Genomic DNA, 26,818 nt, shown 5'->3' with positions numbered 1-26,818 from the left:
TCACCTCAGGTGCGGGCTCACGTAGAGCGACGTGAACACGGCGAGCCACACCGCGTCCACGAAGTGCCAGTACAGCGCGACGTTCGTCACCGCCTCGTGCCGCCGCGCCGCGAAGTGCCCGCGCAGCGCGCGCACGAGGACCACCGCGAGCATGACGAGCCCCACGAGCACGTGCGCGCCGTGGAAGCCGGTGATGGTGTAGAACAGCGAGCCGTACGCGTCGTGCGTCGCCGATGCCCGCTCGCGGCCGTACTCCACGGCCTGCAGCGCGAGGAACGCCACGCCGAGCGCGATCGCGATGGCGAGGCCGGTGCGCAGCCGCGCGGTCGCGCCCACGCGCGCGCCGCGCTCCGCCCACCACACCACGACGCTCGACGCGAGCAGGATCGCGGTGTTCAGCAGCGGCAGCCCGAATCCCGGCATCGCGCTCGGCCACGCGTTCCCCGACATCGACGCGAGATAGAAGTAGGAGAACAGCAGGTAGGCGAAGAAGGCGCCCTCGGTGGCCACCGCCCCGGCCATCCCCCACCACCCGACGCTCCGGCGCCCGCTCGCGCCTACCGGCAGCTCTCCGAACGACGTGACCTCCGTGCCGACGAACGCCGTCGCCGCATCGGGCCACAGCCACGCGATCGCGCACGCCGCCGTGCCCACGGTGCCTAACGCGGCGAGCCAGAGCAGCGAGAACAGCAGTCCGTACGCGACGACGCCGAGCGAGGCGGCGAGCAGCACCGGCGCGTACGAGTCCTCGGGCATGCGCATCACCGCCGTGGCCTCGGCGTCGAGCGGCGTCGTGGCGAACGTCTCGCGGCCGTCGGCGAGCACGGGACCGCGGTCGAGCACCGAGCGCGCCGAGCCTTCCTCGAGGCGGCTCTCCCATAGCGGATGCCGGCTGCCGATCGTCGGCAGCACGGCGAAGTTGTACGGCGGCGGCGGCGACGGCACGCTCCACTCGAGCGTCGGCGCGTCCCACGGGTTCGCGCCCGCCAGCGCGCCGCCGCGGCGGCTGCGCAGCACGTTCACCGCGAACAGCACCACGCCGAGCGCGAACAGGAACGCGCCGACCGTCTCCACCGTGTTGTACGCGTCCCACCCGAGCCCCGCCGGATACGTGTAGATGCGCCGCGGCATGCCCAACAGCCCGACGATGTGCATCGGGAAGAACACGAGGTTCGCGCCGACGAACATCGTCCAGAAGTTCCACGTGCCCAACGTCTCGTCCATCAGCCGGCCGGTGAACTTCGGGAACCAGTAGTACACGCCGGCGACCACGGGGAACACGTTGATCCCCACGAGCACGTAGTGCAGGTGCGCGACGACGAAGTACGTGTCGGTGAGCTGCCAGTCGAACGGGACGGCGGCCGTCATCACGCCGCTCACGCCGCCGATGACGAACAGCGCGATGAAGCCGAGCATGAACTTCATCGCCGCGGGATACCACGGCTGGCCGTCCCACAGCGTGGCGAGCCACGCGAACACCGCCACCGCGCTCGGGATCGTGATGAAGATGCTCGACGCGCCGAAGAACGCGAGCGCGAGCGGCGGGATCCCGGTCGCGAACATGTGGTGGAGCCACACGCCGAAGCCGAGGATCCCCGTCGTCACGGTGGCGAGCGCGACGAACGTGTAGCCGACGAGCGGCCGGCGGCAGAACGTCGGCAGCGCGTCGCTCACGATTCCCATCGCGGGCAGCACGACGACGTACACCCACGGATGGCCGAACATCCAGAACAGGTGCTGCCAGAGCAGCGGATGCCCACCGGCGGCCGCGTCGAAGAAGTGCGTGCCGACGCGCCGGTCGAGGAACAGCATCACCGCCGCGGCGGAGAGTGCCGGCAGCGCGAACAGGTTCGCGAACGAGGCGGTGAGCGTGCCCCACACGAGGATCGGCAGCCGGTTGAGCGACATCCCCGGCGCCCGCGTCTTGAACAGGGTGGTGACGAAGTTGATCGACCCCACCGTCGTCGACACGGCGAGCAGCAGCAGCGTCAGCGCGTAGAAGTCCACGTTCAGCCCGGGATCGAACTCGCGCGCCGCGAACGGCACGTAGTCGAACCAGCCGGCGTTCGGCATCGCGCCCAACGGAAGGCTCGTGTACAGGAAGATCCCGGCGACGAGGTACGTCCAGTACGACAGCGCGTTCAGCCGCGGGTACGCCATGTCGCGCGACCCGAGCATGAGCGGCCACAGGTAGTTGCTGAACCCCGACAGCACCGGCGCGGCGTAGAGGAAGATCATCGTCACGCCGTGCATGCTGAACAGCTGGTCGTACCAGCCGGCGGTGAGCAGGTGCTGGCCGCTCACCGCGAGCTGCGCGCGCATGAGCAGCGCCTCCGCGCCGCCGATCACGAGGAACGCGATCGACGTCACGAGGTAGCGCAGGCCGATGGTCTTGTGGTCCACCGTGGAGAGCCACCCGCGCCATCCGCGCGGCGTCTCCCACGTCTCGCGCAGCCGCTCGAGCGGCGCGCGGTCGACGGTGACCGTGGGCAGGACGGGCGCGGCGCTCATCGCAGCGTCTCCAGGTAGGCGACCACGGCGCGCAGCTCGGCCGCGTCGAGCGGCATCGCGGGCATGCGCACGCCCTCCTTCACGCTCGGCGCGTCGTGGATCCAGCGCGCGAGGTTGGCCGGCGTGTTCTCCAGCGCGCCGGCGCCGATCGTCGGGCGCGACGCGATATGGGTGAGGTCGGGGCCGACCCTGCCTAACGCCATCGTGCCCGCCACCGCGTGGCAGACGCCGCACGAGCGCGCGAACACGTGCGCGCCGGCGGAAGCCACGCCGTCGTTAGGCACGGCGGCCTCCGCGCGCCGCGCCTGCGCCCACCGGTCGAACGCCACCCGCGGCTCGGCGGTGACGGCGAGCGCCATCTCGGCGTGCTGCAGGCCGCAGTACTCGCCGCACATGCCGCGCGACGTGCCGGGACGCTCGGCCTCCACCCACGTCTCGTTCGTCTGCCCCGGGATGACGTCGGTCTTGCCGGCGATCTGCGGCAGCCAGAACGAGTGGATCACGTCGGCCGAGTGCAGGCGCACGCGCACCGGCACGCCGACGGGAAGATGCACCTCGTTCGCTGTCGTGAAGCCGAGCTCCGGGCGCGCCGGATCGGAGTAGCGGATCTCCCACCACCACTGGTGCGCGATGACGTCCATCACGAGCGGCGGGGTGTACGGCGGGCGGCTCGCGGCGGCGAGCGTCGCCATCGTGCCGGCGTAGGCGACGAGCAGCACGGCGACCGTGACCGCGGTACCGACGTAGATCCAGCCGAGCCCCGACTTCACCTCGCGGCGTCCGGTGCCCTCGTCGCGCTCGCCGCGCCGGCGCGCCATGCCGGCAACGATCGCGACGCACACGAGGAGCACCACCGCGCACGCCGTGGCCGTGAGCCACCGGCCGAGCGTGGCCTCGCTCCGTCCCGCCGAGCCGGTCGCGTCGAGGTACGACGTGGTGCCGTTACAGGCGGCGAGGGTGAGCAGGGCCGTCAGGCGCGCGATTCCATGACTCCACGTACGAGGTTTCGTGGGACTGAAGAAGGACTGAAAAGGGACTGAAGAAGGACCAACTGCAAGTTCTTTGTTGTCGTCCTTCTTCAGTCCTTCGAAGTCCTTCTTCAGTCCTCCGCAAACTCGTACGTGGAGTCCCGACCGGCGCGAGCTCGATCGCGCCACGCGACTCGCCGGGCCGTGGCGCGCGTCAGTGCGCATTGTTCCGCCCCTTCAGCGTCGAGAACGACGTCGTGTCCTCGTCGCCGAGGTCGCCCTGGCGGCCACGGTCGGCGAGGCGGCCGGGGTAGGCGCCGCCCTTCGACTGGATGTAGGCGACGAGCTTCCAGATCTGCGCCGGCGGGACGGAGCGTCCCCACGCCGGCATCCCCTGCGGGCGCCCCTCGAAGATCGACTTGTAGATGTCCGCCGGCGAGCCGCCGTAGCGCCAGTACGTGTCGGTGAGGTCGGGGCCCATGCCGCCCTTCAGGTCGTAGCCGTGGCACCCGGCGCAGTTCATCCCCACGAACGTGTCGCGCCCCTGCGCGACGGCGGCGGCGTCGCTCGCGTACGGGTTCGTCACCGTCGCGTCGAGCGTGTTGTTGCCGACGCCCGCCAGGTCGCCGATGGCGACGCGCGCGAGCACCCCCTCGTCGGGGAGGCCGGTGGTGTCGGCGGCGTGCAGCGGCAGCGGCTGCCGCTGCGGGAGGGTGCGGTCGCCGACCTCGCCGCCGCGCACGTCCTGCGTGTCGCGACGACAGGCGCCCAACAGCGTTAGGCACGCCGCGAGGGCGATGCTGGCGCGTGTCATGGCTTCCCTCCCTGCTTCTTGGGGGCGCCCGACTGGTCGCCCGGCGCCGGCGTCGCCGTCGCGGGGATGTTGGCGCCCAACGTGAAGACGTAGTACGTGCTGCCGCGCGCCGGGAACCCGGGCTGGCTCTGCGTCGTCATCGCGCCGCCGCCGACGCCCGCGGCCACCGCGACGTACTGGTGGCCGTCCGGCGCGCGGTACGTCATCGGCGCGCTGATGATCCCCGAGCCGAGCTTGCGCGACCACAGCACCTTGCCCGTGCGCGCGTCCACGGCGCGGAACCAGCCGTCCACCGTGCCGTAGAACGCGACGTCGCCGGCGGTGACGAGCGCGCCGCTGTACGTGAGGAACGGCTCGGGAATCCCCCACATCTTCTTGCCCGTCGCGGCGTCGAACGCGACGAACTCGCCGTAGTTGCCGCCGGGCCCGACGTGCCGCGTCATCTGCGCGCCCCAGTACGGCGTGCCGGCAATGTAGCCCACCTCGCGTCCCTTGTAGTCCATGCAGATGTTCTGCACGGTGACGTAGAACCACCCCGTGCGCGGCGAGAACGCCGACGGCTCGAAGTCCTTCACGCCGATGTCGGCCGGGCAGATGTCGCGCACCCAGCGGCCCGGCGGCACCGTGTGCTTCTCGGGGACCACGTTAGGCATCCCGGTCGTCAGGTCGACGCCGGTCGACCAGTTCTCGTGCCCGAACGGCGCGGCGACGAGCACCTGGCCCGTGCGGCGGTCGATCGTGTACGCGAAGCCGTTGCGGTTGAACTGCACCATCACCTTGCGCGTCTCGCCCTGGATCGGCAGGTCGACGAGCACGTTCTCGTTCACGCCGTCGTAGTCCCACTCGTTGTGCGGCGTGAACACGTACGCCCAGCGCGCCATGCCGTCGTCGGCGTTCCGCGCGAACACGCCGCTCGTCCACAGGTTGAGCCCCGGGCGCTGGTCGGCGTTCCACGGCCCGGTGTTGCTCGTGCCGTAGTAGATCCACTTCGTCTCGGGATCGTAGCTCACCCACCCCCACACCGCGCCCGCGCCGTGCTTCCACGCGCCGGCGGGCCACGAGGTGGCGCCGAGATCCTTGCCCCTGAGCCACGGGTAGAACGGCGCGAACTCGGCGCCGATGCGCACCATGGAGTCGGGGCCGACGGAGTACGCGCGCCACAGCTCCTTGCCGGTGCTCGCGTCGAGCGCGGCGAGCCAGCCGGCGACGCCCATCTCGCCGCCCGAGTTGCCCACGTAGACTCTGCCGTCGGCGACGAGCGGCGCCATGGTCATCGTCGTGCCGTCCTCCACGTTCGCGAGCTTCGTGCGCCACAGCTCCTTGCCGGTGGCGGCGTCGACGGCGACGGTGTGATCGTCGAGCAGGTTGTAGATCAGCTTCCCGTCGTAGAGCGCGGCGCCGCGGTTCACCGCGTCGCAGCACGCCTTGCCGATCGCGATGGGGCTCGGGTTCGGCTCGAACGTCCACTTCACCGGCGCGCCGGGCTTCGTGAGGTCGAGCGCGTACGCGCGGTTCGGGAACGGCGAGACGATGTACATCGTGTTGTTCGCCACGAGCGGCGTCATCTCGTGGCCGTAGTGCGACTCGCCGTCGTCGAACGTCCACGCGAGCTGCAGCTGGCTCGCGTTCGCCGTGGTGACCTCGGCGAGCGGCGAGTAGCGCGTGCCGCCGTAGTCGCGCGACGGCATCAGCCAGTCGCCGTCGCCCGCGCCGGGCGGCAGCCAGGCCGCGCCGCGCGCCGCGATCGCCGGGAGCGCCACGTCGCCGCTCGACGCGGCGGTGACGCGCGCCGAGTCGGGGGTGCGGCCGGCGGCGTCGCGCGTGCCGCAAGCGCCTAACGCGAGTGCGCCGGCATGCAGGGCGAGCATCATCGTCCACGTGCGGATCTCACGCGGAGCCGCGGAGAACGCGGTGAAGGCCAAACCGGAAGTTGCAGTTCTCCGCGTTCTCCGCGGCTCCGCGTGAGACGCCGAGCGATGGCGCGACATCGGGATCCTCCTAACGGATGGGGAGCAGGTAGAGCGCGTTCCCCTGCATCGAGGTGACGGCGAGCCGGTGGCGGCGCGTGTCGAGCGCGACGCCGGCGGGCGACGTGACGCCGGTGAGCAGCGGCGTCACCGAGCCGTCGAGCGCGACGCGCCACACGGCCTTCGCATCCCAGCTCGTCACGAGCAGCGAGCCGTCGGGGAGCCGACGCAGCCCGTCGTCGCGCCCGGCCGGCAGCGTGCGCGCCGTGTCCCATCGCGACGGCACCGCGCCGCCGACGTGCTCAAGCCGGTTCGCGCCGAACGTCGTGACGAGCACCCCGCCGCCGTCGCGCGTGATGCCGTCCGGGCGGCCGAGCGCGAGCCCCCGCGCGATCGCGACGACGCGGCCGTCCGGCGCCACGCGCCACACCGCGTCCACGTCGCGCGTCGTGTCGGGCGGCGTCGTCGTGCGGTCGGGGCCCGTGTCGGTCACCCACATCGAGCCGTCGGGCGCGAACAGCACGTCGTTCATCATCCATCCCGGCAGCGCCACCGTGCGCAGCGGCGCACCGGTGCGGCGGTCGAACTCGTGCACGCCGCCGAGGTCCGCGACGGCGAGCGTGTCGCCGCGGATCGCGAGCCCCTTCGGCGCGTCGAGCGTCGCGCCGCGCACGCCGCCGGCAATCCACTTCAGATCCAGCACGCGCCCGTCCGGCGCGACTCGGCTGATGAAGCCGTTGCCATCGCGCGTGCCGCCGTCGCCCGCGACGTTGCTCACGAGGAACACGTCGGCGGCGGAGTCGTACACGAGGTTCTCCGGCCCCTGGAGGCCGGCGTTCGCCACCGACACCACGTCGGGCGCGCTGGGCGTGAGCGTGGCCGGGGCGCGACAGCCGCTCGACGCGACGGCGCCGAGCGCGGCGCCTAACGACAGAAGCCGATGTGCGCTCATCGCTGCGACTCCGCGAGCGGGAGCGCGAGCCCCACGATGAGCGCGAGCGGCCGCGCATCGGTCACGAAGTGCCGGCCGGTGGGCACCTCGTCGCCCGCCTTCGGCAGCCCCGTGGCCACGTAGTCGAGAATCCCGAACACCGAGGCGGCGTGCAGGTACGTGTACCGCGGTGCGGCGCGGAACACGTGCGCGTGCGCGACGAGGTCGAGGTCGAGCTTGTGCGTGTACGCGGCGCGGTCCCGCGGACGCGCGGCCTGGCTGAACAGATCGCCGACGTTCGCCGCGACGTCGAGCAGCCCGCGCGAGGCCGACGCGTCGAGCAGCGACACCGAACCGCCGATCGTGAGCGTCGGCGCGTTGGCGTGCACGTGCCCACCGAGCTCGTTCGCCGTGTAGAGCGTGAACGGGTTGCGCGCCTCGCCGGCGTTCGGCAGCCACTGCACGCTGCCGAACAGACTCACGCGCTGTATCGCGGTGCGCGCGGCGGCGGCGAGGATGAGCTCCAGCGCGGACGACGAGGGGAGCCGGTGCGCCGCGCCGCCGGCGCTCTGCACGACCGGGCCGTGCGCGAGGTGCGTGCGCAGCAGCCCTGGCATCGCGGTGACGCTCGGCGCGCACAGCACGCGGCAGTGCGGCGCTGGCGACTGGGCGGCGGCGGGCGCGGCGCCCACCGTGGTGCCGGCCGCGCCGGCGGCGACGAGCGCCGCCATGAGCCACGCGCGGGTTGGGTACGACTTCGACATGCGACACCTGCGGACTGCTGGACCGAATCGCTACGCCGCGCGGTGCGGCGTAGCGGCCGGGCCGCCCCGGTGCCGCTCGCGTCCCCGAGCCGGGCGGGTTCTGCGATGGCCGCCGGAGCGCCGGCCACGTGGAGGCATCGCATACCGCGCGCCAACTGCTGCACTCCATGTACAGTAATTAACGATCTTAACGCTCATTGGTGCACACCCGGCACAGCAGCTCGCGCTCGCGGCACGGGAGTGGCAGGCCCGAGCGCGCACCCGACATGGAGGAGACACGGCATGCCGCGCATCGGACGCGACGGGGTGGCGGACGCGCTGCGGGATCGGATCGTGAGCGGGCTCCACGTCGGCCGGCTCCGCGGGGGGCAGCGGCTGCCGAGCACGCGCGCGCTCGCCGCGGAGTTCGGCGTGAACGAGCGGGTGGTGCTCGCCGCGCTGCGGACGCTCGCCGACGAGGGGTTCGTCGAGCTGCGGCCACGCTCCGGCGCCTACGTCGTCCCGCCGCATCCGGCGGGCGGCGGCGGCCTGCCGGACCTCGCGGGGTGGCTCGTCGCGATGCTCGTCCAGGCGCGCGCGCGGGGGCTCGCGCCGCGCGAGGTCTCGGAGTACGTGCGGCGCGCGCTGGAGACGCGCCGCGTGCGCGCGGCGTGCATCGAGTGCAACCGCGACCAGCTCCACCTGCTGTGCTCCGAGCTCGCCGAGGACCACGGCTTCGTCTCCGAGAGCGTGGAGGTCGACGACCTGCGCGGGGCCGAGACGCCGCTCGCCGCGCGCCGCGCCGACGTGCTCGTGACGACGCTCTATCACGCCACCGAGGTGCAGGCGGTCGCCGACCGGCTCGGCAAGCCGTGGATCGCCGTCTCGCTGCGCCCGGACGTCATGGATGACGTCGCGCGCGGGATGCGCGAGGGGCCGGTGTACTACGTCGCCACCGACCCGCGCTTCGAGGCGAAGCTGCGCCGCATGCTCGGACCGTTAGGCCCGGCGGAGCGCGTGCACGTGCTCGTCGTCGACCGCGACGATCTGTCGACGATCCCCGACGACGCGCCGACGTTCGTGATGACGAGCGCGCGCGAGCGCGTCGCGGCGCTGCTCGGCGGGCGCTCCGGTCCCGGGCGGCCGATCCAGCCGCACCGCTTCCTGTCGGACGACGCGGCCCGCGCGCTGCTCACGTTCCTCGTGCGCGCGAACATGGCCGCGCTCGCGGGAGCGCACGCGTGACGGGCGACACCACGGCGCACCCCGCCGAGACCGCGGAGCGGTGGCACGCGCTGGGCGAGCTGGAGGCGTGGCTCGAGAAGCCGATGGTGGTGCTCAGCTTCGCGTGGCTCGCGCTGTTCGTCGTCGAGTTCACGCGCGGCCTGTCGCCGTTCCTGCAGGCGGTGGGCACCACGATCTGGGCGCTGTTCGTGGTCGACTTCGTGCTCCGGTTCTGGCTCGCCCCGCACAAGGTCGCGTACCTGCGGGCCAACTGGCTGACCGCGCTCTCCCTGCTCGTGCCCGCGGTGCGCGTGCTGCGCGCGTTCCGCGCCGTGCGGGCGCTCCGCGGGCTGCGGGCGCTGCGCGGCCTGCGGCTGGTGAAGGTGGTCGGCACGCTGAACCGCGGCGTGCGCGCGCTCGGCCGCAGCTTCGCGCGGCGCGGCATGGGCTACGTGGTGGCGCTCACCGGGCTCGTGGCGCTCGCCGGCGCGGCGGGCATGTACGCGTTCGAGCGCGACGCGCCGGGCACGGAGCTGACCAGCTACGGCAGCGCGCTGTGGTGGACGGCGATGATGCTCACCTCCGTGGGAAGCGACTACTTCCCGCGCACGGGCGAGGGACGCGCGCTCTGTCTGCTGCTGGCGCTGTTCGGCTTCGCGGTGTTCGGCTACGTGACGGCGGCGCTCGCGACGTTCTTCGTCGGGCGCGACGCGCACGACCCCGACGCCGAGGTGGCCGGCCAGGCGTCGATCGACGCGCTGCGGACGGAGATCGTCGCGCTGCGCGCCGAGGTGCGCGCGCTGCGCGACGACGTGCGCCCGCCTAACGGCGCGGCCTAACGATCCGGCCCGGCCGCCGCCGTCGCGCGCTGCGGCATGCGGAACGCTGGCGTGCCGCGGCGGCGCGCGGCCTGCAGCCGCGGCGCGTGCGCGGCGAGCAGGTCGCTCCGCGAGACGATCCCCACCACGCGGCGCGGCGCGTGGCGCTCCACCACCGGGAGCCGGCCGACCGCCTCGATCACCATCTGGTCCGCCGCGTCGCGGAGCGTGCTGTCGGTGAACACGATCGCCGGCGGCCGCTTCACGAGCGCCCCGATCGTCTGCCGTTCGTCGGCCTCGGGGGCGAGCAGGTCGCGCCGCGTGAGCACGCCGACGAGCAGCCCGAGATCGTCCACCACCGGGTAGCCCTGGTGCGATGCGTCGCGCGTGCTGGTGAGCAGCCACGCCCGCACCTCGGCGAGCGTGCGGCTCGCCGGCAGCGTGACGATGTCGGCGCGTCCGGCGATGACGTCGCGGACGAGGATCTGGCTCAGCCAGTCCGCCGCGTATTCCGTGCGCACCTCCGCGCCGCGGCGCGCGAGCTTCTCGGTCATGATCGACCGACGGTTCAGCAGCAGCGCCGCGAGGTACGCGGCCGAGCAGCCGCCGAGCAGCGGGAGCAGGCCTAACGGCTGGCGGGTCGTCTCGAACGCGAACACGATCGACGCGAGCAGCGCGTGCGACGCGCCGGCGAAGATCGCGGCCATGCCGACGAGCCCCGCGACCCGGGCGTCGACGCCGAGCGACGGCGCCGCCGCGGCGACCGCCGCGCCGAGCCACGCGCCCAGCCCGCCGCCGACGGTGAACAGCGGCGCGAGCGTGCCGCCCGACGTGCCGCTGCCGAGATAGATCGACCACGACACGAACTTCAGCACGACGAGCGCGATGAGCGCCCGACCCACGATCTGCCCGTCGATCGCCCCGACGATGTTGTTGTAGCCGACGCCGAGCGTTCGCGGCTCGACGAGCCCCACGAGGCCGACGACGACGGCGCCGATCGCCGGCCACCACATGAAGTGCACGTGGAATCGGTGCCCGAACCGCTCGAAGCCGTCCTCGATGCCGTAGGTGATGCGCGTGATGCCGGCGGCGAGCGCGCCGATCAGCGCGCCGAGCAGGACGTAGAACGCCATCGCCTCGCCGCCCGGCGACGTGACGCCGGAGAGAGGGAACATCGGCGCCGAGCCGTCGAACGCGATGCGCGCGGCGGCGGCCGACGCGGCGGCGAGCGCCACCGGCACGAGCGAGCGCGGACGGTACTCGAACAGCAGCAGCTCCACGGCGAGGAGCACCGCGCTGACCGGCGACCCGAACGTGGCCGACATGCCCGCCGCCGCGCCGGCGGCGAGGAGCGTCTTGCGCTCGTCGGCGGTGACGTGCACGAGCTGTCCGAGGAGCGAGCCCAACGCGCCTCCGGTCGCGATGATCGGCCCCTCGGCGCCGAACGGGCCGCCGGTGCCGATCGCCACCGCGGCGCTGAGCGGCTTCAGGAACAGCACGCGCGCCGGGATGCGGCTCTCGCCGAACAGCACCTTCTCCATGACCTCGGGGATGCCGTGGCCGCGGATGGCCGCCGAGCCCCATCGTGCCATGACGCCGACGACGAGCGCGCCGAGCACGGGCACGAGGACGACCCAGCCGCCGAGTGTGTGGCCGGCGGGGGAGGCGGGCGTGACGCTGAAGCGGTGGTGGAACGCGACGTTCGTGACGAGCGCGATGAGCCCCACCAGCACCTGGGCGAGCACCGCCGCCGCGACGCCGAGCGCGACGCACACCGCGGCGAGCGCCACGACGCGGCGGTCCACCGGCTCGTACTCCGCGGGGGTGCGGAGCGTGGCGGTGACGGAGGATTCGACGGCCGGCTCGAGGCCGGGTGCGACGGGGATGGCGCCGTCGGGGGCGGCGGCGTGCCGGGAGGCGGGCTGAACCGGATCAGCCATCGCGACGGCGCGGCCGATCACTGCTCCGCTCGAAGAACATCGGGGCCGGGGCGTCGGCGAGGCCCGCGGCGTCGACCCACGCCTCGAGTCCGGCGGCGATCGCCTCGCGCCGCGCCGCGGGGAGCTCGCGGAACGACGCGATGAGCCGCTCCTGAGTGGACGGCGGCGCCGCGTCCACGATGTTGCGGCCGCGCGCGCTCAGGGTCAGCTCGCGGCGACGGCCGTCGGCGGCGGGGGTCCGTCGCCGCACCAGCCCCGCGTCGACGAGCCGTCCGACGACCTCCGAGACGGTGCTCTGCGAGGTATGGACGCGTTGGGCGAGCTCGCCGAGCGACATGCCCGGCGAGGCGCCGAGCTCGCGGAGCACGAAGAGCTGGGCCGACGTCACGGCGTGCTTGCGGCGCGCGTCGCGCCCGGCGGCTCGCAGGGCGCGCACGAGGCGACGCAGCGCGTTCAACGCCCGGACGGACTCCGCGTCGTCACGCGGGTCGTCCATTCTGGGGGAATCCTCGGATCGAAGTGCCATTGCCGGCAATCTACGAAGGGAGGGGGGGGCGTGTCGAACGGTGTCCGGATCCGGACAGTGCGGTCCCGGGAGCGGACGCCGGCCCGTCGGGGAGGGGTGCCCGGTGGCACGTAAGTCGTTGATTCATAACGCACTACAAAGCGGCAACGGGGGCACGAAGCTTGTCTTTAGAGGAGGCGCCGGAACACCCCCGATCGACCCTCTTCCCGACCTTCCGTGGACATCGCACGCGCCCCAAAGCCGAAGCGCGGCCGCTACATCGCCATCGCCGGTGGCCTCGTCGCCATCGTCGGCGTCAGTGTCGCTCTCACGAAGCTGGAGCCCGCGGCGCCGAGCGTCGAGCGGGCGACGTTGTGGATCGACACCGTTCGCCGTGGGACGATGGTACGCAACGTCCGCGCTCCGGGCACGCTGGTGCCCGAGCACGTGCGCATCATCACCGCGCTCACCGCGGGCCGCATCGAGCAGAAGATCGCGACGGTGGGCCAGACGGTGCAGCCGGGGACGGTGCTGCTCGAGATGTCGAACCCCGACGTGCAGCTCCAGGCGCTCGAGGCCCAGCGCGCGCTCGCGGCGGCCGAGGCGAACCTCGTGAGCCTGAAGTCGAACCTGCAGACGCAGCGCATGCAGCAGCAGGCGACGATCGCCACGGTCACGGCCCAGTACAACGACGCGAAGCGCCAGCTCGACGTCTTCGAGTCGCTCGACAAGAAGGGGATGTCGAGCGCGAACGAGGTGGCCAAGGCGCGCGACAGCATGCACGAGCTGGAGGCGCGGCTGAAGATCGAGAAGGACCGGCTCGCGCTCCTCGAGCGGACGGTCGGCGAGCAGCTCAAGCTCGAGGAGGCCAACGTCGCGCGGCAGCGCAGCGTCGCGCAGTTCCAGCAGGACCGCATCAACTCGATGCACGTGACGGCCGGCGAGCCGGGGGTGCTCCAGGACATGACGCTGGATCTCGGCCAGTATGTCCAGGCGGGGGCCCCGCTCGCGCGCGTGGCGCAGCCCGGGAAACTCAAGGCCGTTCTGCGCGTACCGGAGACGCAGGCCAAGGACATCGTCATCGGCCAGCCGGTGTCGGTCGACACGAGAAACGGTTTGGTCAATGGGCGTGTCTCACGCGTGGATCCGTCGGCCGTGAACGGGACGGTCACCGTGGAGGTCGCGCTGGAGGGCGAGCTGCCGAAGGGCGCCCGGGCCGACATCTCGGTGGACGGGACGATCGAGATCGAGCGGCTCCCCGACGTGATCTACGTGGGACGGCCCGCCTACGGGCAGGCCGAGAGCACGGTGGGGCTGTTCCGGCTCGATCCGGACGGCAAGACCGCGCAGCGTGTCCAGGTGCAGCTCGGTGTCGGCTCGGTGAACACGGTCGAAGTGAAGAAGGGCCTGAACCCGGGCGACAAGGTGATCATCTCGGACGTCTCGCAGTGGGACGCGCAAGACCGGCTCCGCATCAAGTAACGCCCCGCTCCTCCCTACACCCGCCCCCCAGACCATGAGCAACGCGACCCAGCCGACCGGCGCTCCGCAGTCCTCGTCCCGCTCCCCGCGTCAGGCGGGCGACTCGCTGATCCGGCTCGAGGGGATCAAGAAGGTGTTCCTGACGGACGAGGTGGAGACGCACGCGCTCTCCGACGTGCACCTCGAGATCCGCGAGGGCGAGTACGTCGCGATCGCCGGCCCGTCCGGATGCGGCAAGACGACGCTGCTCTCGATCCTCGGGCTGCTCGACACGGCGAGCGACGGCGTGTACACGCTCGCCGGCCAGAACGTCACCACGCTCTCGGCGGCCGATCGGGCGCGCGTCCGCAACCGCCAGATCGGGTTCATCTTCCAGGCGTTCAACCTGATCGGCGACCTGACGGTCTACGAGAACGTCGAGCTGCCGCTGACGTACCGCACGGGCGACGCGGCGCTCTCGGCGAGCGAGCGGCGCCGCCGCGTGACCGAGGCGCTCGAGCGCGTCGGCATGGCGCACCGGCAGAAGCACTACCCGGCGCAGCTCTCCGGCGGTCAGCAGCAGCGCGTCGCCGTCGCCCGCGCCGTCGTCGGCGACCCGGCGATCCTGCTCGCCGACGAGCCCACGGGAAACCTGGACTCGGCGAACGGCGAGAGCGTGATGGAGCTGCTCCACGAGCTGCACCGCGGCGGCGCGACGGTCTGCATGGTGACCCACGACCCGCGCTACGCGCAGCACGCCGAGCGCAGCATCCATCTGTTCGACGGCCGCGTCGTCGAGGAGACGTTCGCGCCGGTCTGATCGGCGGTCGTTAGGCGCAGCACCCACAACGGGCGGCTCACGTCGTTGGGCCGCCCTTCGTGTATCCCGACGAACGGAATCGACCCATGATCACGGATCTCCGGCGCGCCGCGCGCGCGCCCTGCTGCGCTCTCCCGCGTACACGCTGGCCGCCGTCGCGACGTTCGCGATCGGCATCGGTGCGAACGCGACGGTGTTCGGCGTCGTGAACGCGGTGCTGCTGCGCGCGTTCCCGTTCCACGAGCCGGAGCGGCTCGTGGCCCTGTACGAGTACGCGCCGCGCGGGAAGGACGATCGCATGCCGCTGTCGGCGGCGAACTTCCGCGACTGGCGCGACGGCTCGCACGCGTTCGCGTCGATGGCGCTCGTCACCGACGCGGCGTTCACGCTGCGCTCGGACCCGTCGTCGGGCGCGTCGGAGCCGGAGCGGATCTCCGGCGCGCGCGCCTCGGCGGGGCTGTGGCAGACGTTAGGCGCCCCGCTCGCGCTCGGCCGCGGCTACACCGCGGACGAGGACCTGCCGGGCGCGGCACCCGTGGCGGTCATCAGCCACTCGCTGTGGCAGCGGCGCTTCGGCGGGGACCGCGGGATCGTCGGCCGCACGATGACGCTGAACGACGCGCCGACGACGATCGTCGGCGTGCTGTCGCCGGACTTCCGCTTCCCGCTCGCGCAGAGCACCGACGTCGTCATGCCGTTCCGGTGGGACGAGAAGACGTGGAATCGGCGCGGCAACCACTTCGCGAGCGCGGTCGCGCGGCTCAGGCCGGGCGTGACGGTGTCGGCGGCGCAGGCGGACCTGCAGACGATCGCGGACCGCATCGCGCGCGACTATCCGGAGATGCAGAAGGGCTGGGGCGCGCGCGTCGTGCCGCTGCACGAAGCGGTCGTGTCGGGCGCGCGGTCCATGCTGCTGCTGCTCATGGGCGCGGTGGGCGCGGTGCTGCTCATCGGCTGCGCGAACGTCGCGAACCTGACGCTGGCCCGCGTCGCCGCGAAGCAGCGCGCGACCGCGGTGCGCGCCGCGATCGGCGCCGGACGCGCGGAGCTCGTGCGGCAGCATCTCGCCGAGAGCGTGGTGCTGGGCATCGCCGGCGGCGCGGCGGGCCTGGCGCTCGCGAGCCTGATCTCGCGCGCGCTGCCGTCGCTCGTGCCGACGGAGATCCCGCGCATCTCCGACGCGGGAGTCGACTGGCGCGTGGCGGCGTTCACGTTCGCGGTGAGCGTGGCGGCGAGCGTGATCGCCGGGCTCGTGCCCGCGTGGCAGGGCTCGCGCGCCGATCTCGCCGAGGTGCTGCGCGACGGCAACAAGGGATCCACGGCGGGCGCCGCGCGTGCGCGCTCGCGCGACATGCTGTTCGTGGCCGAGGTGGCGCTGTCGCTGCTGCTGCTGGCGGGGGCGGGGCTCGCGCTGAAGAGCTTCGCGAAGCTGCTCGCGATCCAGCCGGGGTTCGCGCCGGAGCGCGTGCTGGTGGGGCGCGTGCAGCTGCCGCGGCTGCGCTACGCCGACAGCCTGGCGCAGACGCGCTTCTGGGACGCCGCGCTGCAGCGGCTGCGCGAGACGCCGGGCGTGCGCGCCGCGGGCGCGACGAGCTTCCTGCCGTTAGGCGGCGACGAGGCGTACGGCGCATACGGCATCCGCGGTCGTCCGGTGGACGTCGAGCACCGGATGATGGCGCAGTTCCAGTTCGCGACCGACGGCTACTTCGACGCGATGGGCATCCCGCTGCGCCGCGGCCGCGTGCTCTCGACGGACGACCGCGCGGGCACGCCGCTGGTCGCGGTGGTGAACGAGGCGCTCGCGCAGGCGCACTTCCCCGGCGAGGACCCGATCGGCCAGGAGGTGCAGCCGTTCGGCGAGGAGGGGCCGGCGTTCCGCATCGTCGGCATCGTGGGCAACGTGAAGCACCGCGCGCTCACCGATTCGCTGCGGCCGCAGATCTACTTCCCGTCGCGGCAGCTCGGCAGCGATGCCGGGTGGTTCGTGGTGCGCGGCACGGGGAGCCCGGAGACGCTCGCCGGCGCGCTGCGCCGCGAGGTGCACGCGGTCGATCCGACGCTGGCGATCGCCGACGTGCAGCCGATGCGCGGCGTGGTCGCGACGAGCGTGGCGCGGCAGCGGTTCCTGGCGCAGCTGTTAGGCGGCTTCGCGGTGAGCGCGCTCGTGCTCGCGCTCGTGGGCATCTACGGCGTCGTCGCGAACACCGTCGTGCAGCGCTCCGGCGAGTTCGGGATCCGCGTCGCGCTCGGCGCCACCCGCGGCGACGTGCAGCGCGACGTCCTCGGTGGCTCGCTCGCGCGCACGGCGCTCGGCCTCGCGATCGGGCTGGGCGGCGCGCTCGTCGCCGGGCGCGCGCTCGCGACGCAGCTCTACGACGTGCGCATCACGGACCCGGTGGTGCTCGGCGGGATCGCGGTGCTGCTCGTGGCAGCGGCGCTGCTGGCGAGCTGGGTGCCGGCGCGGCGGGCGACGCGCGTCGATCCGATGAGGGTGCTGCGGAGCGAGTAGCGCTCGTCGGATCTCACGCGGAGCTGCGGAGAACGACATTGAACCGCAGAGGACGCAGCGGGCCGCAGAGGAGAACCAACAGCAATTGGTTGTCCTCTGCGGCCCTCTGCGTCCTCCGCGGTTCATTCACACAGCCAAGGCAGTTCTCCGCGTTCTCCGCGTCTCCGCGTGCGACATGCCACGGCCACAGTGTCCGGTTCCGGGACGCCGTTTTTCACGTCCGCACAGCGCACGGCGGCCGCGGAATTCCAACGTGTTGCGGGAGTGAAGGTTAGGCGGTACATCGGTTGGCACGCGGCTTTCCTTGCGGTGCACCGGGTTCCGACCACGACCTCTCGCCCCCACCGCCGTGTCGACCGATCTGCGGTTGGTGCTTCGCCTGCTGCGCCGCGCGCCCGCGTTCACGTTCGCCGCGGTGCTCTGCCTCGCCGTCGGACTCGGCGCGAACACGGTGGCGTTCAGCCTTCTGGACGCGGTCGCGCTCCGCCCGATCCCGTTCCCCGACGCCGAGCGGCTCGTCGACGTGCACGAGACGAGCGCGACGAAGCTGTGCGCGGGGTGCGGCGTGGGCACGTCGTACGAGGGGTTCCTCGACTGGAAGCGCGACGCGCGGTCGTTCGACGCGATGGGCGCGTACGTGGAGCGCGGCGTGGTGCTCGGCGGCGACGAGGGGACGGTGGCCGCGGGACGCGCGCGGCGCGTCGCGGAGCGCGTGCAGGGCGCGGTGGCGACGGCGCCGCTGCTCGCGCTCGTCGGCGCGCGGCCGGTGCTGGGCCGCTCGCTCGTCGCGGCCGACGAGGGGCGCGACGCGGTGCGCGTCGTGGTGCTCGGCCACGCGCTGTGGCAGCGCCGCTTCGGCGGCGACTCGTCGATCGTCGGACGCACGGTGCGACTGAACGGGCTCGCGCACGTCGTCGTCGGCGTGCTCGCGCCGCGCTTCCGCTTTCCGGAGTTCGCCGAGCTGTGGGTGCCGCTCACGCCGTCGACCGCGAGCACGGGACGCGACGCGCGCGAGCTCGGCGTCGTCGCGCGACTGCGGCGCGGCGTCGGCGCGCCCGCGGCATCGGCGGAGATGGCGACGCTCGCGCGGGCGATCGAGCGCGCGCATCCCGAGACGCAGGCCGAGTGGAGCGCGGCGGTGACGCCGCTGCGCACCGACATGGCGGGGGACGAGGCCATCTTCGGCTGGACGCTGTTCGGCGCCGTGGTGCTCGTGCAGCTCGTGGTGTGCGCGAACCTCGCCGGGCTGCTGCTCGCGCGCGCCGCGGGGCGGTGGCGCGAGCTCGCGGTACGCGCCGCGTTAGGCGCCGGCGGGCGGCAGCTCGCGCGGCACGTCATCGTCGAAGTGGCGGTGCTCGCGGCGATGGGCGCCGCGGCCGGCTTCCTCGCCGCGCGGGCCGCGCTGACGGCGATCGCCGCGCAGGTCGAGGGGTCGATCCCGTACTGGATCGAGCTGCGGATGGACTGGCGCGCGGTGCTGTTCTGCGTCGGCGTCACCGCGCTCACGGTGGCGATCGTCGGCGGCGGCGTGGCGCGGCGCGCGGCGCGCCCGGACGTGCAGGCGGCGCTGAAGGACTCCGCGCCGACGGCGAGCGCCACGCGGCGCCAGAGCCGGATGCGCGACGCGCTCGTCGTCGGCGAGCTCGCCGCGTCGCTCATGCTGCTCGCCGGCGCGGGGCTGCTCGTGAAGACCTCGCTGCGTCTCATGCGCCCCGCGGAGGGCGCCGACGCGACGCGCCTCGTGTCGGCCGACGTCGCGCTGCTCGACACGCTGTGGGTCGACTCGTCGCGCGTCGCGGCGGCGGCCGAGCAGCTCGCCGAGCGCGTCACGCGGCTGCCGGGCGTGGAGGCGGCGGGTGCGTCGCGGTTCGAGTTCCTCGCCGGCTTCGGCGCGAGCGACCGGGCGATCACGATCGAGGGGGGCGCGACGCCCGCGGGTGCGTCGCCGCGCTTCGCGTACGCCGTGACGCCGGGATGGTGGCAGGCGCGCGCGCTGCGCGCGGTGAGCGGCCGGCTGACGACGGCGGCCGACGGCGCGGGCGCGGAGCCGGTCGTCGTCATCAACGAGGCGATGGCGCGGCGCCTGTGGCCCGGCGCGTCGGCGTTAGGCCGTCGGCTCAAGCTCGGGCCGAGCGAGGCGACGGTCGCGTGGCGCACGGTGGTCGGCGTCGTCGCCGACGAGCCGCGCACCGGCACGTCGACGCGCGTGCAGAACCTGGCGTACGTGCCGTTCGCGCAGTGGCCGGGCCGTCCGCTGTCGGTGCTCGCGCGGGCGCGCACGCCGGCCGACGTGCGCGCGCTCGTCGCGGCGATCCCCGGCGCGGTGGCGGCGGCGCTGCCCGAGGAGCCGGTGGAGCGCGTGCAGACGCTCGCCGCGGGGGCGCGCGCCACGGCGCGGCCGTTCTGGCTCATCGCGGTGACGCTCACGGCGCTGTCCGCGTTCGCGGTGCTCGTCACGGCCGTCGGCGTGTACGGCGTGATCGCGTACGGGGTGGCGCGGCGCACGCGCGAGATCGGCATCCGGCTCACGTTAGGGGCGACGCGGCGCGACATCCTGGCGCTCGTCGGCGGACGCGCGGTGCGGCTCGCCGCGGCGGGCGCGGCGCTCGGGCTGCTGGGCGCGGCGGCGTCCACGCGCGTCATGCGCGGGATGCTGCTCGGCACGGATCCACTCGATCCCGGCGTGCTGTTCGGCGTGACGGTGCTGCTGTCGGTCGTGGCGGTGGGGGCGGGGGCGATTCCGGCGAGGCGGGCGGCGCGCGTGGAGCCGACGATCGCCCTGCGGGCCGAATGAAACGGCGCCGATGACGGCGCGGGCGATACTGCGCTTACGATGCGGCGCGATGAGGCGCTAGAGACGCAAACACCGCTCAACGGCGCCGTGCTATGGGGTCAGGTGGTGGGTGGGCGGAGGCAGCGCAGGAGGCCGGAGAGCAGTTGTTGGACGTGACGGATGCGGCGCTCGATGTCGATGACGTCCTTCGATGGGGCCAGGGAGCGTATGCCGATGCGCATGATGTCGGTCTCCAGCTCGTGCAGTGAGCCTTCCGCGATGTCGAGGTAGCGCGCGAAGTCGGCGTCCGAGCGGCCGTGGCCCTCGGCGATCGAACGCGGGATTCCCTCGCTGGAGCGGCGGATCTGATCGGCAAGCGCAGCGCGCTTTCGCGGGAGCTGGTCGGCGAGCCGATCGATGTCGAGCGAGAGATCGAACGACTCCTTCCACACGCGGAGGTCTCGATAGGAACCCATGAGCGATCAGAGGACGGGTTGACCGATCCACCATCGCGCGTCCGAATCCACCGCACCAACCGAATCAACGCACCCCGATCCCTCACGACGCAGGGCGGCGCAGTGCGGCGCAGTGCCGCGGTGTGAGCGTCGTTCGCGCATCATCGCGCCGCACCGTCCGCGCCGTACCGCCCGCGCCGTCATCAGCGCCATCAGGAGGAACGATGCTGACCGATCTCCGCCACGCCGCGCGCGCCGCCGTGCGCTCGCCGTCGTCGTCCGGCGTCGTGGTGCTGTGCCTCACGCTCGGCCTCGCCGTCACGACGACGATGTTCGGGATCGTGAACGCGCTGCTGCTGCGTCCACTGCCGTACGCGGATCCGGGGCGGCTCGTCGTCGTGCGCGAGCGGCGCGCCGAGGCGCCGGGCGGCGTGCGCGGGTCGCTGTCGCTGCCCGACTTCGCCGATTACCGCGGCGCCGCGCGCGCGTTCGTCGGCTTCGCCGCGTACCAGGGGCGCGGCTACAACGTGCAGACGGCGAGCGGCGCGGCGTACGTGGAGGGCACGGCGGTGAGCGCGTCGCTGTTTGCCGTGCTCGGCGTGCGTCCGCTGCTCGGTCGAGGCTTCGTGGCGGAGGAGGAGCGGCCGGGGCAGGGGCGCGTGGCGATCGTGTCGTTCGACACGTGGCAGCGGCTGTTCGACGGCGACCGCGCCGTGGTGGGGCGGCGCGTGCTCGTGAACGGGGAGCCGTACACCGTCGTCGGCGTGATGCCGGAGGGGTTCGCGTTTCCGTCGACGGAGGGGCTGTGGACGCCGCTCACGCTCGACCCGACGCGCGACGTGCGCGGGGACCACGCGGTGACCGGCGTGGCGCGTCTCCGCGCCGGCGTGTCGCTCGAGGCGGCGCGCACGGAGCTCGACGTCGTCGCGCGGCGGCTCGAGGCGCAGTACCCGACGACGAACGCCGGGTGGCGGCCGACGGTGCGCACGATGCGCGACGACATGATGAGCGAGATGCGGCCGGCGCTCGCGATCTTCCAGGCGGCGACGCTGCTCGTGCTGCTCATCGCCTGCGCGAACGCGGCGAACGTGGTGGTGGCGCGCGGCGCGTCGCGCGAGCGCGAGCTGGCGATGCGTGCCGCGCTCGGCGCGCATCGTGGACGGCTGCTGTCGCTCGTGCTGTGCGAGTCGACGCTGCTCGCGCTCGCGGCGGGCGCGATCGGCCTGCTGCTCGCCTCGTGGGGACTGCGCGGATTCCTCGCCGCCATCCCGGTGGAGCAGCCGGCGTGGATGGACTTTTCGACCGACCGACGCGTGTTCGCGTACGCGTTAGGCGCGGCGCTGCTCGCCGGCCTCGTCGCGGGGCTGCCGGCCGCGCTGCGCGCGTCGCGCCAGGCGCTCGGCGTCGCGGGGGCGCGTTCGGCCGGCGGCGTGCAGCAGACGCGCACGCGCGGCGCGCTCGTCGTCGCGCAGCTCGCGCTGTCGCTCGTCCTCGTCATCGGCGCATCGCTGCTCGGGCGCAGCATCGCCGCGCTGCAGCGCGTGGATCCGGGGTTCGACACGCGCGGCCTGCTGACGCTGCGCGTGGTGTTCGCCGGGGGCGGCTACGAGATCGGTGGCGCGCGCGACGACGCGGTGGCGCGTACGGTGGAGCGGCTCGCGTCGCTGCCGGGCGTGCGCGCGGCCGCCGCGGCGACGCAGGTGCCGATGCGCGGCGCCGACGTCACGCGCGTGGACGTCGACGGCATGGCGCTCCGCGAGGACGACGGGCGCCGCGAGGTCACGTGGAACGCGGTGACGCCCGGCTGGTTCCGCGCGCTGGGCGTGCCGGTGCTCGCCGGACGCGACTTCACGGCGGTCGAGTCGCGCGACACCACGGTGGTGATCGTCAGCTCGGCGATGGCGCGCTCGCTGTGGCCCGGGCGCTCCGCGTTAGGCGGCCGGGTGCATCTCGGGCCGCGCGGGCGCGGGAAGTGGGCGACGGTCGTCGGCGTGGTGGGCGACGTGCAGCAGTGGGGGCTCAACGAGCCGCCGACGGTGGAGCTCTATCTCCCGTTCGGGGCCGAGCCGCCAGGGATCGCGACGTTCGTCGTGCGGTCGACGGCGCCGACGGTGACGCTCGCGCCGGCGATGCGCGCCGCGCTGCGCGGGGCGGCGCCCGGGATCGCGCCCGTGGACGTCACGCCGATGGAGACGGTGATCCGCGACACGCACTGGCAGCCGAAGGTGTTCTCGGCGCTGTTCGGCGCGTTCGGCATCGCCGCGCTCGTGCTGGCGGCGGCCGGCGTGTACGGGCTCACGGCCTACGCGGTGTCGCAGCGGTCGCGCGAGATCGGGGTGCGCGTGGCGCTCGGCGCGCGCGGCGGGCAGGTGGTGCGCCTCGTCGCGCGGCGCGGGCTCGCGCTCACGGGGATCGGGCTCGCGGTGGGGATCGCGCTCGCGCTCGCGGTGTCGCAGGTGATGCGGCGGGTGCTGTTCGGCGTGACGCCGACGGACCCGGTGGCGTTCGTCGCCGCGCCGCTGCTGCTCGCGCTGGTGGCGCTCGCGGCGAGCGTGGTGCCGGCGCGGCGCGCGGCGCGGGTGGATCCGGCGGAGGTGCTAAGGAACGAGTGAGAGGGGGGGAGGACGAACGGCGGGACGTCTACGGCGGGACGTCTACGGCGGGACGTCTACGGCGGGACGTCTACGGCGGGACGATCTACGGCGGGACGATCTACGGCGGGATCCTGCGGCGTTCGGAGGGACCCGGTCGGCGTCGGATTGGTACCGGAGCGCAATCGGCGCGCAGCACCTTGGGCGAAGGGGGGGGAGCCCCCCAGGTAACTACGATCGCGCGCGAGCGATCCCGCCCTGGATCGTCCCGCCGTTCGACGTCCCGCCGTCGATCGTCCCGCCGTTCGTCGTCCCGCCGTCGATCGTCCCGCCGTACCAACCATCCCCTCCCCCCAGGTGTCCGGGAGTGGGACGCCGGAATCCCATGCGCGGACAGCATCGCGCCTCGGCGTCCCGCACGGCTTGCGTAAGTCGTTGCGTCATCGGTAGTTGATGACGTGCCCGCGTGGCACGCGCCTTCCCTTGCACCCGGCCGTTCGATCCTCCAGCCCCGCCTCTCATGCCGCTCTTCGGATCCGCCCCCGCGCCCACCGACGCCGCGCTCGAGCTGCCCCCCGGCGCGCCGCTCGTGTCACTGCACGACGTCGAGAAGTCGTACGACGTCGGCGGGGGCAAGCAGTACGTGCTGCGCCGCATCTCGCTCGACGTGAGACCCGGCGAGTTCGTCACCATCATGGGCCCCTCGGGTGCGGGCAAGTCCACGCTGCTCGCCATCCTCGGCCTCCTCGACCACCAGTGGACGGGCGACTTCGAGTTCGCCGGCCACGCCGTGCACCGCCTCGCGCCGCGCGACCGCACCGCGTTAGGCCGCCGCCACGTCGGCTTCGTCTTCCAGCAGTACCACCTGCTCGACGACCTCACGGTGGCCGAGAACCTCGACGTGCCGCTCGACTACCGCGGCGTGAAGAAGAGCGAGCGGCAGGCGCTCGTCGCGGACGCGCTCGACCGCTTCGGCATGGTCGGCAAGAAGGATCTCTTCCCGCGCCAGCTCTCCGGCGGCCAGCAGCAGCTCGTCGGCATCGCGCGCGCCGTGATCGCGAAGCCCACGCTCCTCCTCGCCGACGAGCCGACGGGCAACCTGCACTCGGCGCAGGCGCGCGAGATCATGGAGCTGTTCACGCGGCTCAACCGCCAGGGCACGACGATCATCCAGGTCACGCACTCCGAGGAGAACGCGCGCTACGGCAGCCGCATCGTGAACCTGAAGGACGGCTGGGTCGTGTCGGACGAGAAGAACTGAGGAATCGATGAGCAACGACCTGCGCCTCGCGCTCCGCCAGCTCCGCCGCACGCCCGGCTTCACGATCGTCGTGGCGATCGTGCTCGCGTTAGGCATCGGCGTCAACGTCGCGACGTTCGGGGCGGTCGACGCACTGTTCTTCCGCGCGCCGTCCGGCGTGCGCGCGCCGGAGGAGGTCCGGCGCCTGAACGTGACGATGCCGCCGGTGCCGGGGCAGCAGGTCTTCTTCAACATCAACCACTCGTTCGCCGACGTCGCGGCGCTGCGCGCGCGGCACGAGACGTTCGCGAAGCTCGGCGCGTACACGACCGGCACGGCGGTCGTGAGCGCGGACGGCGCCGCGGCGGAATCGGGCGGCGAGCCGCCGAAAGCGCAGATGACGATCGCCGACGCGTCGTACTTCGCCACGCTCGGCGCGCGGCCGTTCATCGGTCGCACGTTCACCGCGGGCGAGGACTCCACGTTCGACGCCGCGCCGGTCGCGGTGCTCGGCTACGCGTACTGGCGCCGAGCGTTCGACGGCGACCGCGCGCTCGTCGGCCGCACCATCCGCGTGAACGGTCGCCCGTTCACCGTCGTCGGCATCATGCCCGAGGGCTTCGGCGGCGTCGAGCTGACGCCGGCGGACGTGTTCCTCCCTACGAGCATGGCGAGCGCGGTCGGCTACCAGGCGAAATTCATCCGCAAGCCGTCGATGAAGTGGCTCAACGTCGTCGCGCGGCTCGCGCCGGGCATCGACGCGCGCCGCGCCGAGGCCGTCGCGACGACGGTGCTGCGCGGCATCGACGCGTCGAACCCGGGGCCGGTGCTCGGCTTCGACAAGAAGCGGCCGCGCAGCATCGTCGCCGCCGCGCTGAACGATCACTTCGGCCACGGCGCGTTCACGTCGAGCGCGCCGGTGCCGCTCTGGATGCTCGGCGCGACGGGCGCCGTGCTCCTCGTCGTCTGCGCGAACGTCGCGAACATGCTCGTCGCGCGCGCCGAGCGCCGGCGGCGCGAGATCGCCACGCGCGTCGCGCTCGGCGCCGGTGGCAGGCGGCTCGTGCGCCAGCTTCTCGCCGAGGGGCTCGTGCTCGCGGTGCTCGGCGGCGCGGCCGGCGTGCTCGTCGCGATGCTCGGCGCGCGGCTGTTCGTGCTCGTGCCGAACATGCCGCGGCTGGAGCACCTCGTGGACGGCCGCGCGGCGCTGTTCGCGCTCGCCGTGACGCTGCTCACGACGATGGGCTTCGCCCTCGCGCCGGCGGTGCAGGCCGCGCGCAGCGACGCGGGAGAGCTGCTGCGCGCGGGCGTGCGCGGCACGGCGCGCGCCACGCCGGTGCGCGCGGTGCTGCTCGCGGTGCAGTTCGCGGCGTCGCTCGCGCTGCTCGGCGCCGGCGGGCTGTTCGTCCGCTCGCTCCGCAACGTGCAGGGCGTCGACGTCGGGTTCGACGTGTGGCACTCGCTCGTCGCATCCGTGGACTGGGACGCGTTCAAGGTGCCGTCGAAGGACGCGCGCGCGCTGCTCGATCGCGTGGCGGAGCGGGCGCGCGCGCTGCCGGGCGTGGTCGGCGTGTCGCCGGTGATGCTCGCGCCGTTCGACGGCGTGTCGATGGCGACGCTGAAGGTCCCGGGCCGCACGGACCTCGACGCGGTCTCCGGCGTGCCGGGCGGCATGTTCTTCACGAACGCGGTGGACACGGCGTACTTCCGCACGTTAGGCATCCCCGTGCTGCGCGGCCGCGCGTTCGACGGCCGCGACGGGCCCAACGCGCCGGGCACCGTGGTGGTGAGCGAGACGTTCGCGAAGCGCGTCTTCCCCGGCGAGGACGTCATCGGCAAGTGCGTGAAGACCGGGATGGAGGACAACGCGCCGTGCACGACGGTCGTCGGCATGGTGAAGGACGCGCGGTTCATGGGGCTCACGGGCGACATCGCGCCCATCTACTACTCGCCGCTCGCGACGCAGAGCGACGGGCCGGCGCAGCTCGTGGTGCGCCTCGCGCCGGGTACCTCGGCGGCGATGCGGCGACAGACGATGGCGGCGATCCGCGGGCTCCTCACGTCGCTCGACTCGCGCGTGCAGTTCGCGAGCGTGCGGCAGCTCGGCGAGGCGTCGATCCAGGCCGCGCTCGGGCCGTATCGGGTGGCTGCGGCGGCCTTCACGGTGTTCGGCGCGCTCGCGCTGCTGCTCGCGGCGATCGGGCTGTACGGCGTGGTGGCGTACGCCGTCGCGCAGCGCACCGGCGAGTTCGGGGTGCGCGTCGCGCTCGGTGCACGCGCGCGCGACATCACCACACTCGTGCTGCGGCAGGGCATCCGTCTCACGCTCGTCGGCGGCGCCTTCGGTGCCGCGGGCGCGGTCGCCGTCGGACGACTGCTCAAGAGCCGGCTCTACGGCGTGGAGCCGGTCGACTTCCCGACGTTGGGCGCGGTGGCGGCGCTGCTCGCCGCATCCGCGCTGCTCGCCTGCTGGATCCCGGCGCGCCGCGCGGCGCGCGTGAATCCGACGGAAGCGTTTCGCGCCGAGTAGCGTCTCTCTCGTTCCCCC

18 protein-coding genes are annotated in these 26,818 nt (G+C 73.3%); 9 read left to right on the top strand and 9 right to left on the bottom strand.

Annotated elements, in window-relative coordinates:
- From ctaD to J421_RS01480, 6 genes are all read right to left on the bottom strand, one after another.
- Positions 1-2,511, bottom strand: a complete 2,511-nt coding sequence (gene ctaD / locus J421_RS01505; protein WP_104022121.1) for a cytochrome c oxidase subunit I — start codon at positions 2,509-2,511, stop codon at positions 1-3.
- On the bottom strand, positions 2,508-3,704 hold the full coding sequence (coxB, locus tag J421_RS01500; protein WP_104022120.1) for a cytochrome c oxidase subunit II: 1,197 nt from the start codon (positions 3,702-3,704) through the stop codon (positions 2,508-2,510). Before coxB ends, ctaD begins: the two co-directional genes overlap by 4 nt.
- Positions 3,694-4,293 carry a c-type cytochrome gene (locus J421_RS01495; protein WP_104022119.1) on the bottom strand — a complete coding sequence of 200 codons (600 nt, stop codon included), beginning with the start codon at positions 4,291-4,293 and terminating at the stop codon, positions 3,694-3,696. The genes coxB and J421_RS01495 overlap by 11 nt, the downstream gene beginning before the upstream one ends.
- Positions 4,290-6,161 carry a PQQ-dependent dehydrogenase, methanol/ethanol family gene (locus J421_RS01490; protein ID WP_201773075.1) on the bottom strand — a complete coding sequence of 624 codons (1,872 nt, stop codon included), beginning with the start codon at positions 6,159-6,161 and terminating at the stop codon, positions 4,290-4,292. The genes J421_RS01495 and J421_RS01490 overlap by 4 nt, the downstream gene beginning before the upstream one ends.
- Before the next feature lie 130 nt (positions 6,162-6,291).
- Positions 6,292-7,212 carry an SMP-30/gluconolactonase/LRE family protein gene (locus J421_RS01485; RefSeq protein WP_025409391.1) on the bottom strand — a complete coding sequence of 307 codons (921 nt, stop codon included), beginning with the start codon at positions 7,210-7,212 and terminating at the stop codon, positions 6,292-6,294.
- Positions 7,209-7,955 carry a hypothetical protein gene (locus tag J421_RS01480; protein ID WP_025409390.1) on the bottom strand — a complete coding sequence of 249 codons (747 nt, stop codon included), beginning with the start codon at positions 7,953-7,955 and terminating at the stop codon, positions 7,209-7,211. Before J421_RS01480 ends, J421_RS01485 begins: the two co-directional genes overlap by 4 nt.
- A 282-nt stretch (positions 7,956-8,237) precedes the next feature.
- On the opposite strand from J421_RS01480, the gene J421_RS01475 reads away from it, so the two are divergent.
- Both J421_RS01475 and J421_RS01470 read left to right on the top strand, forming a co-directional pair.
- Positions 8,238-9,179 (top strand): GntR family transcriptional regulator, encoded by a 942-nt coding sequence (locus J421_RS01475; RefSeq protein WP_025409389.1) that lies wholly within the window; start codon positions 8,238-8,240, stop codon positions 9,177-9,179.
- On the top strand, positions 9,176-9,997 hold the full coding sequence (locus tag J421_RS01470) for an ion transporter (protein ID WP_025409388.1): 822 nt from the start codon (positions 9,176-9,178) through the stop codon (positions 9,995-9,997). The genes J421_RS01475 and J421_RS01470 overlap by 4 nt, the downstream gene beginning before the upstream one ends.
- Here J421_RS01470 and J421_RS01465 read toward each other — a convergent pair.
- Both J421_RS01465 and J421_RS01460 read right to left on the bottom strand, forming a co-directional pair.
- On the bottom strand, positions 9,994-11,916 hold the full coding sequence (locus J421_RS01465) for a chloride channel protein (RefSeq protein ID WP_104022988.1): 1,923 nt from the start codon (positions 11,914-11,916) through the stop codon (positions 9,994-9,996). The two genes, J421_RS01470 and J421_RS01465, sit on opposite strands and share 4 nt — an antisense overlap.
- Positions 11,909-12,412 carry a MarR family winged helix-turn-helix transcriptional regulator gene (locus J421_RS01460; protein WP_025409386.1) on the bottom strand — a complete coding sequence of 168 codons (504 nt, stop codon included), beginning with the start codon at positions 12,410-12,412 and terminating at the stop codon, positions 11,909-11,911. The genes J421_RS01465 and J421_RS01460 overlap by 8 nt, the downstream gene beginning before the upstream one ends.
- Before the next feature lie 246 nt (positions 12,413-12,658).
- On the opposite strand from J421_RS01460, the gene J421_RS01455 reads away from it, so the two are divergent.
- The 4 genes from J421_RS01455 (at position 12,659) to J421_RS01440 (ending at position 20,005) form a co-directional block, all read left to right on the top strand.
- Positions 12,659-13,903 (top strand): efflux RND transporter periplasmic adaptor subunit, encoded by a 1,245-nt coding sequence (locus tag J421_RS01455; RefSeq protein ID WP_025409385.1) that lies wholly within the window; start codon positions 12,659-12,661, stop codon positions 13,901-13,903.
- Between the two features lie 34 nt (positions 13,904-13,937).
- Positions 13,938-14,702 (top strand): ABC transporter ATP-binding protein, encoded by a 765-nt coding sequence (locus tag J421_RS01450; protein WP_025409384.1) that lies wholly within the window; start codon positions 13,938-13,940, stop codon positions 14,700-14,702.
- Positions 14,656-17,211, top strand: a complete 2,556-nt coding sequence (locus J421_RS01445) for an ABC transporter permease (RefSeq protein ID WP_104022116.1) — start codon at positions 14,656-14,658, stop codon at positions 17,209-17,211. The genes J421_RS01450 and J421_RS01445 overlap by 47 nt, the downstream gene beginning before the upstream one ends.
- Before the next feature lie 349 nt (positions 17,212-17,560).
- The gene (locus J421_RS01440) at positions 17,561-20,005 is read left to right on the top strand and encodes an ADOP family duplicated permease (RefSeq protein ID WP_025409382.1); all 2,445 of its coding nucleotides are present in this window, start codon (positions 17,561-17,563) and stop codon (positions 20,003-20,005) included.
- A 98-nt stretch (positions 20,006-20,103) separates the two neighbouring features.
- On the opposite strand, the gene J421_RS01435 is transcribed toward J421_RS01440, so the two are convergent.
- The gene (locus J421_RS01435; protein ID WP_025409381.1) at positions 20,104-20,460 is read right to left on the bottom strand and encodes a four helix bundle protein; all 357 of its coding nucleotides are present in this window, start codon (positions 20,458-20,460) and stop codon (positions 20,104-20,106) included.
- Positions 20,461-20,663: 203 nt separating this feature from the next.
- Here J421_RS01435 and J421_RS01430 point away from each other — a divergent pair, with 203 nt between their 5' ends.
- The 3 genes from J421_RS01430 (at position 20,664) to J421_RS01420 (ending at position 26,800) form a co-directional block, all read left to right on the top strand.
- Positions 20,664-23,051: an ABC transporter permease gene (locus J421_RS01430; protein WP_104022114.1), complete on the top strand. Its 2,388-nt coding sequence runs from the start codon at positions 20,664-20,666 to the stop codon at positions 23,049-23,051.
- 499 nt (positions 23,052-23,550) lie between these two features.
- Positions 23,551-24,291 (top strand): ABC transporter ATP-binding protein, encoded by a 741-nt coding sequence (locus tag J421_RS01425; protein WP_201773074.1) that lies wholly within the window; start codon positions 23,551-23,553, stop codon positions 24,289-24,291.
- 7 nt (positions 24,292-24,298) lie between these two features.
- On the top strand, positions 24,299-26,800 hold the full coding sequence (locus tag J421_RS01420; RefSeq protein WP_025409378.1) for an ADOP family duplicated permease: 2,502 nt from the start codon (positions 24,299-24,301) through the stop codon (positions 26,798-26,800).
- Positions 26,801-26,818 lie beyond the last annotated feature (18 nt).

The sequence above is a fragment of the Gemmatirosa kalamazoonensis genome, assembly GCF_000522985.1.
Taxonomy (GTDB): Bacteria; Gemmatimonadota; Gemmatimonadetes; order Gemmatimonadales; family Gemmatimonadaceae; genus Gemmatirosa; species Gemmatirosa kalamazoonensis.
This window is presented reverse-complemented; position numbering and strand designations above follow the sequence as displayed.

Coding starts and splice junctions, on each gene's coding strand:
- J421_RS01420 (WP_025409378.1), top strand. CDS start 24,299: ATGAGCAACGACCTGCGCCTCGCGCTCCGCCAGCTCCGCCGCACGCCC.
- ctaD (WP_104022121.1), bottom strand. CDS start 2,511: ATGAGCGCCGCGCCCGTCCTGCCCACGGTCACCGTCGACCGCGCGCCG.
- J421_RS01475 (WP_025409389.1), top strand. CDS start 8,238: ATGCCGCGCATCGGACGCGACGGGGTGGCGGACGCGCTGCGGGATCGG.
- J421_RS01465 (WP_104022988.1), bottom strand. CDS start 11,916: ATGGCTGATCCGGTTCAGCCCGCCTCCCGGCACGCCGCCGCCCCCGAC.
- coxB (WP_104022120.1), bottom strand. CDS start 3,704: ATGCGCACTGACGCGCGCCACGGCCCGGCGAGTCGCGTGGCGCGATCG.
- J421_RS01495 (WP_104022119.1), bottom strand. CDS start 4,293: ATGACACGCGCCAGCATCGCCCTCGCGGCGTGCCTAACGCTGTTGGGC.
- J421_RS01450 (WP_025409384.1), top strand. CDS start 13,938: ATGAGCAACGCGACCCAGCCGACCGGCGCTCCGCAGTCCTCGTCCCGC.
- J421_RS01485 (WP_025409391.1), bottom strand. CDS start 7,212: ATGAGCGCACATCGGCTTCTGTCGTTAGGCGCCGCGCTCGGCGCCGTC.
- J421_RS01460 (WP_025409386.1), bottom strand. CDS start 12,412: ATGGACGACCCGCGTGACGACGCGGAGTCCGTCCGGGCGTTGAACGCG.
- J421_RS01425 (WP_201773074.1), top strand. CDS start 23,551: ATGCCGCTCTTCGGATCCGCCCCCGCGCCCACCGACGCCGCGCTCGAG.
- J421_RS01435 (WP_025409381.1), bottom strand. CDS start 20,460: ATGGGTTCCTATCGAGACCTCCGCGTGTGGAAGGAGTCGTTCGATCTC.
- J421_RS01490 (WP_201773075.1), bottom strand. CDS start 6,161: ATGCTCGCCCTGCATGCCGGCGCACTCGCGTTAGGCGCTTGCGGCACG.
- J421_RS01430 (WP_104022114.1), top strand. CDS start 20,664: ATGCTGACCGATCTCCGCCACGCCGCGCGCGCCGCCGTGCGCTCGCCG.
- J421_RS01480 (WP_025409390.1), bottom strand. CDS start 7,955: ATGTCGAAGTCGTACCCAACCCGCGCGTGGCTCATGGCGGCGCTCGTC.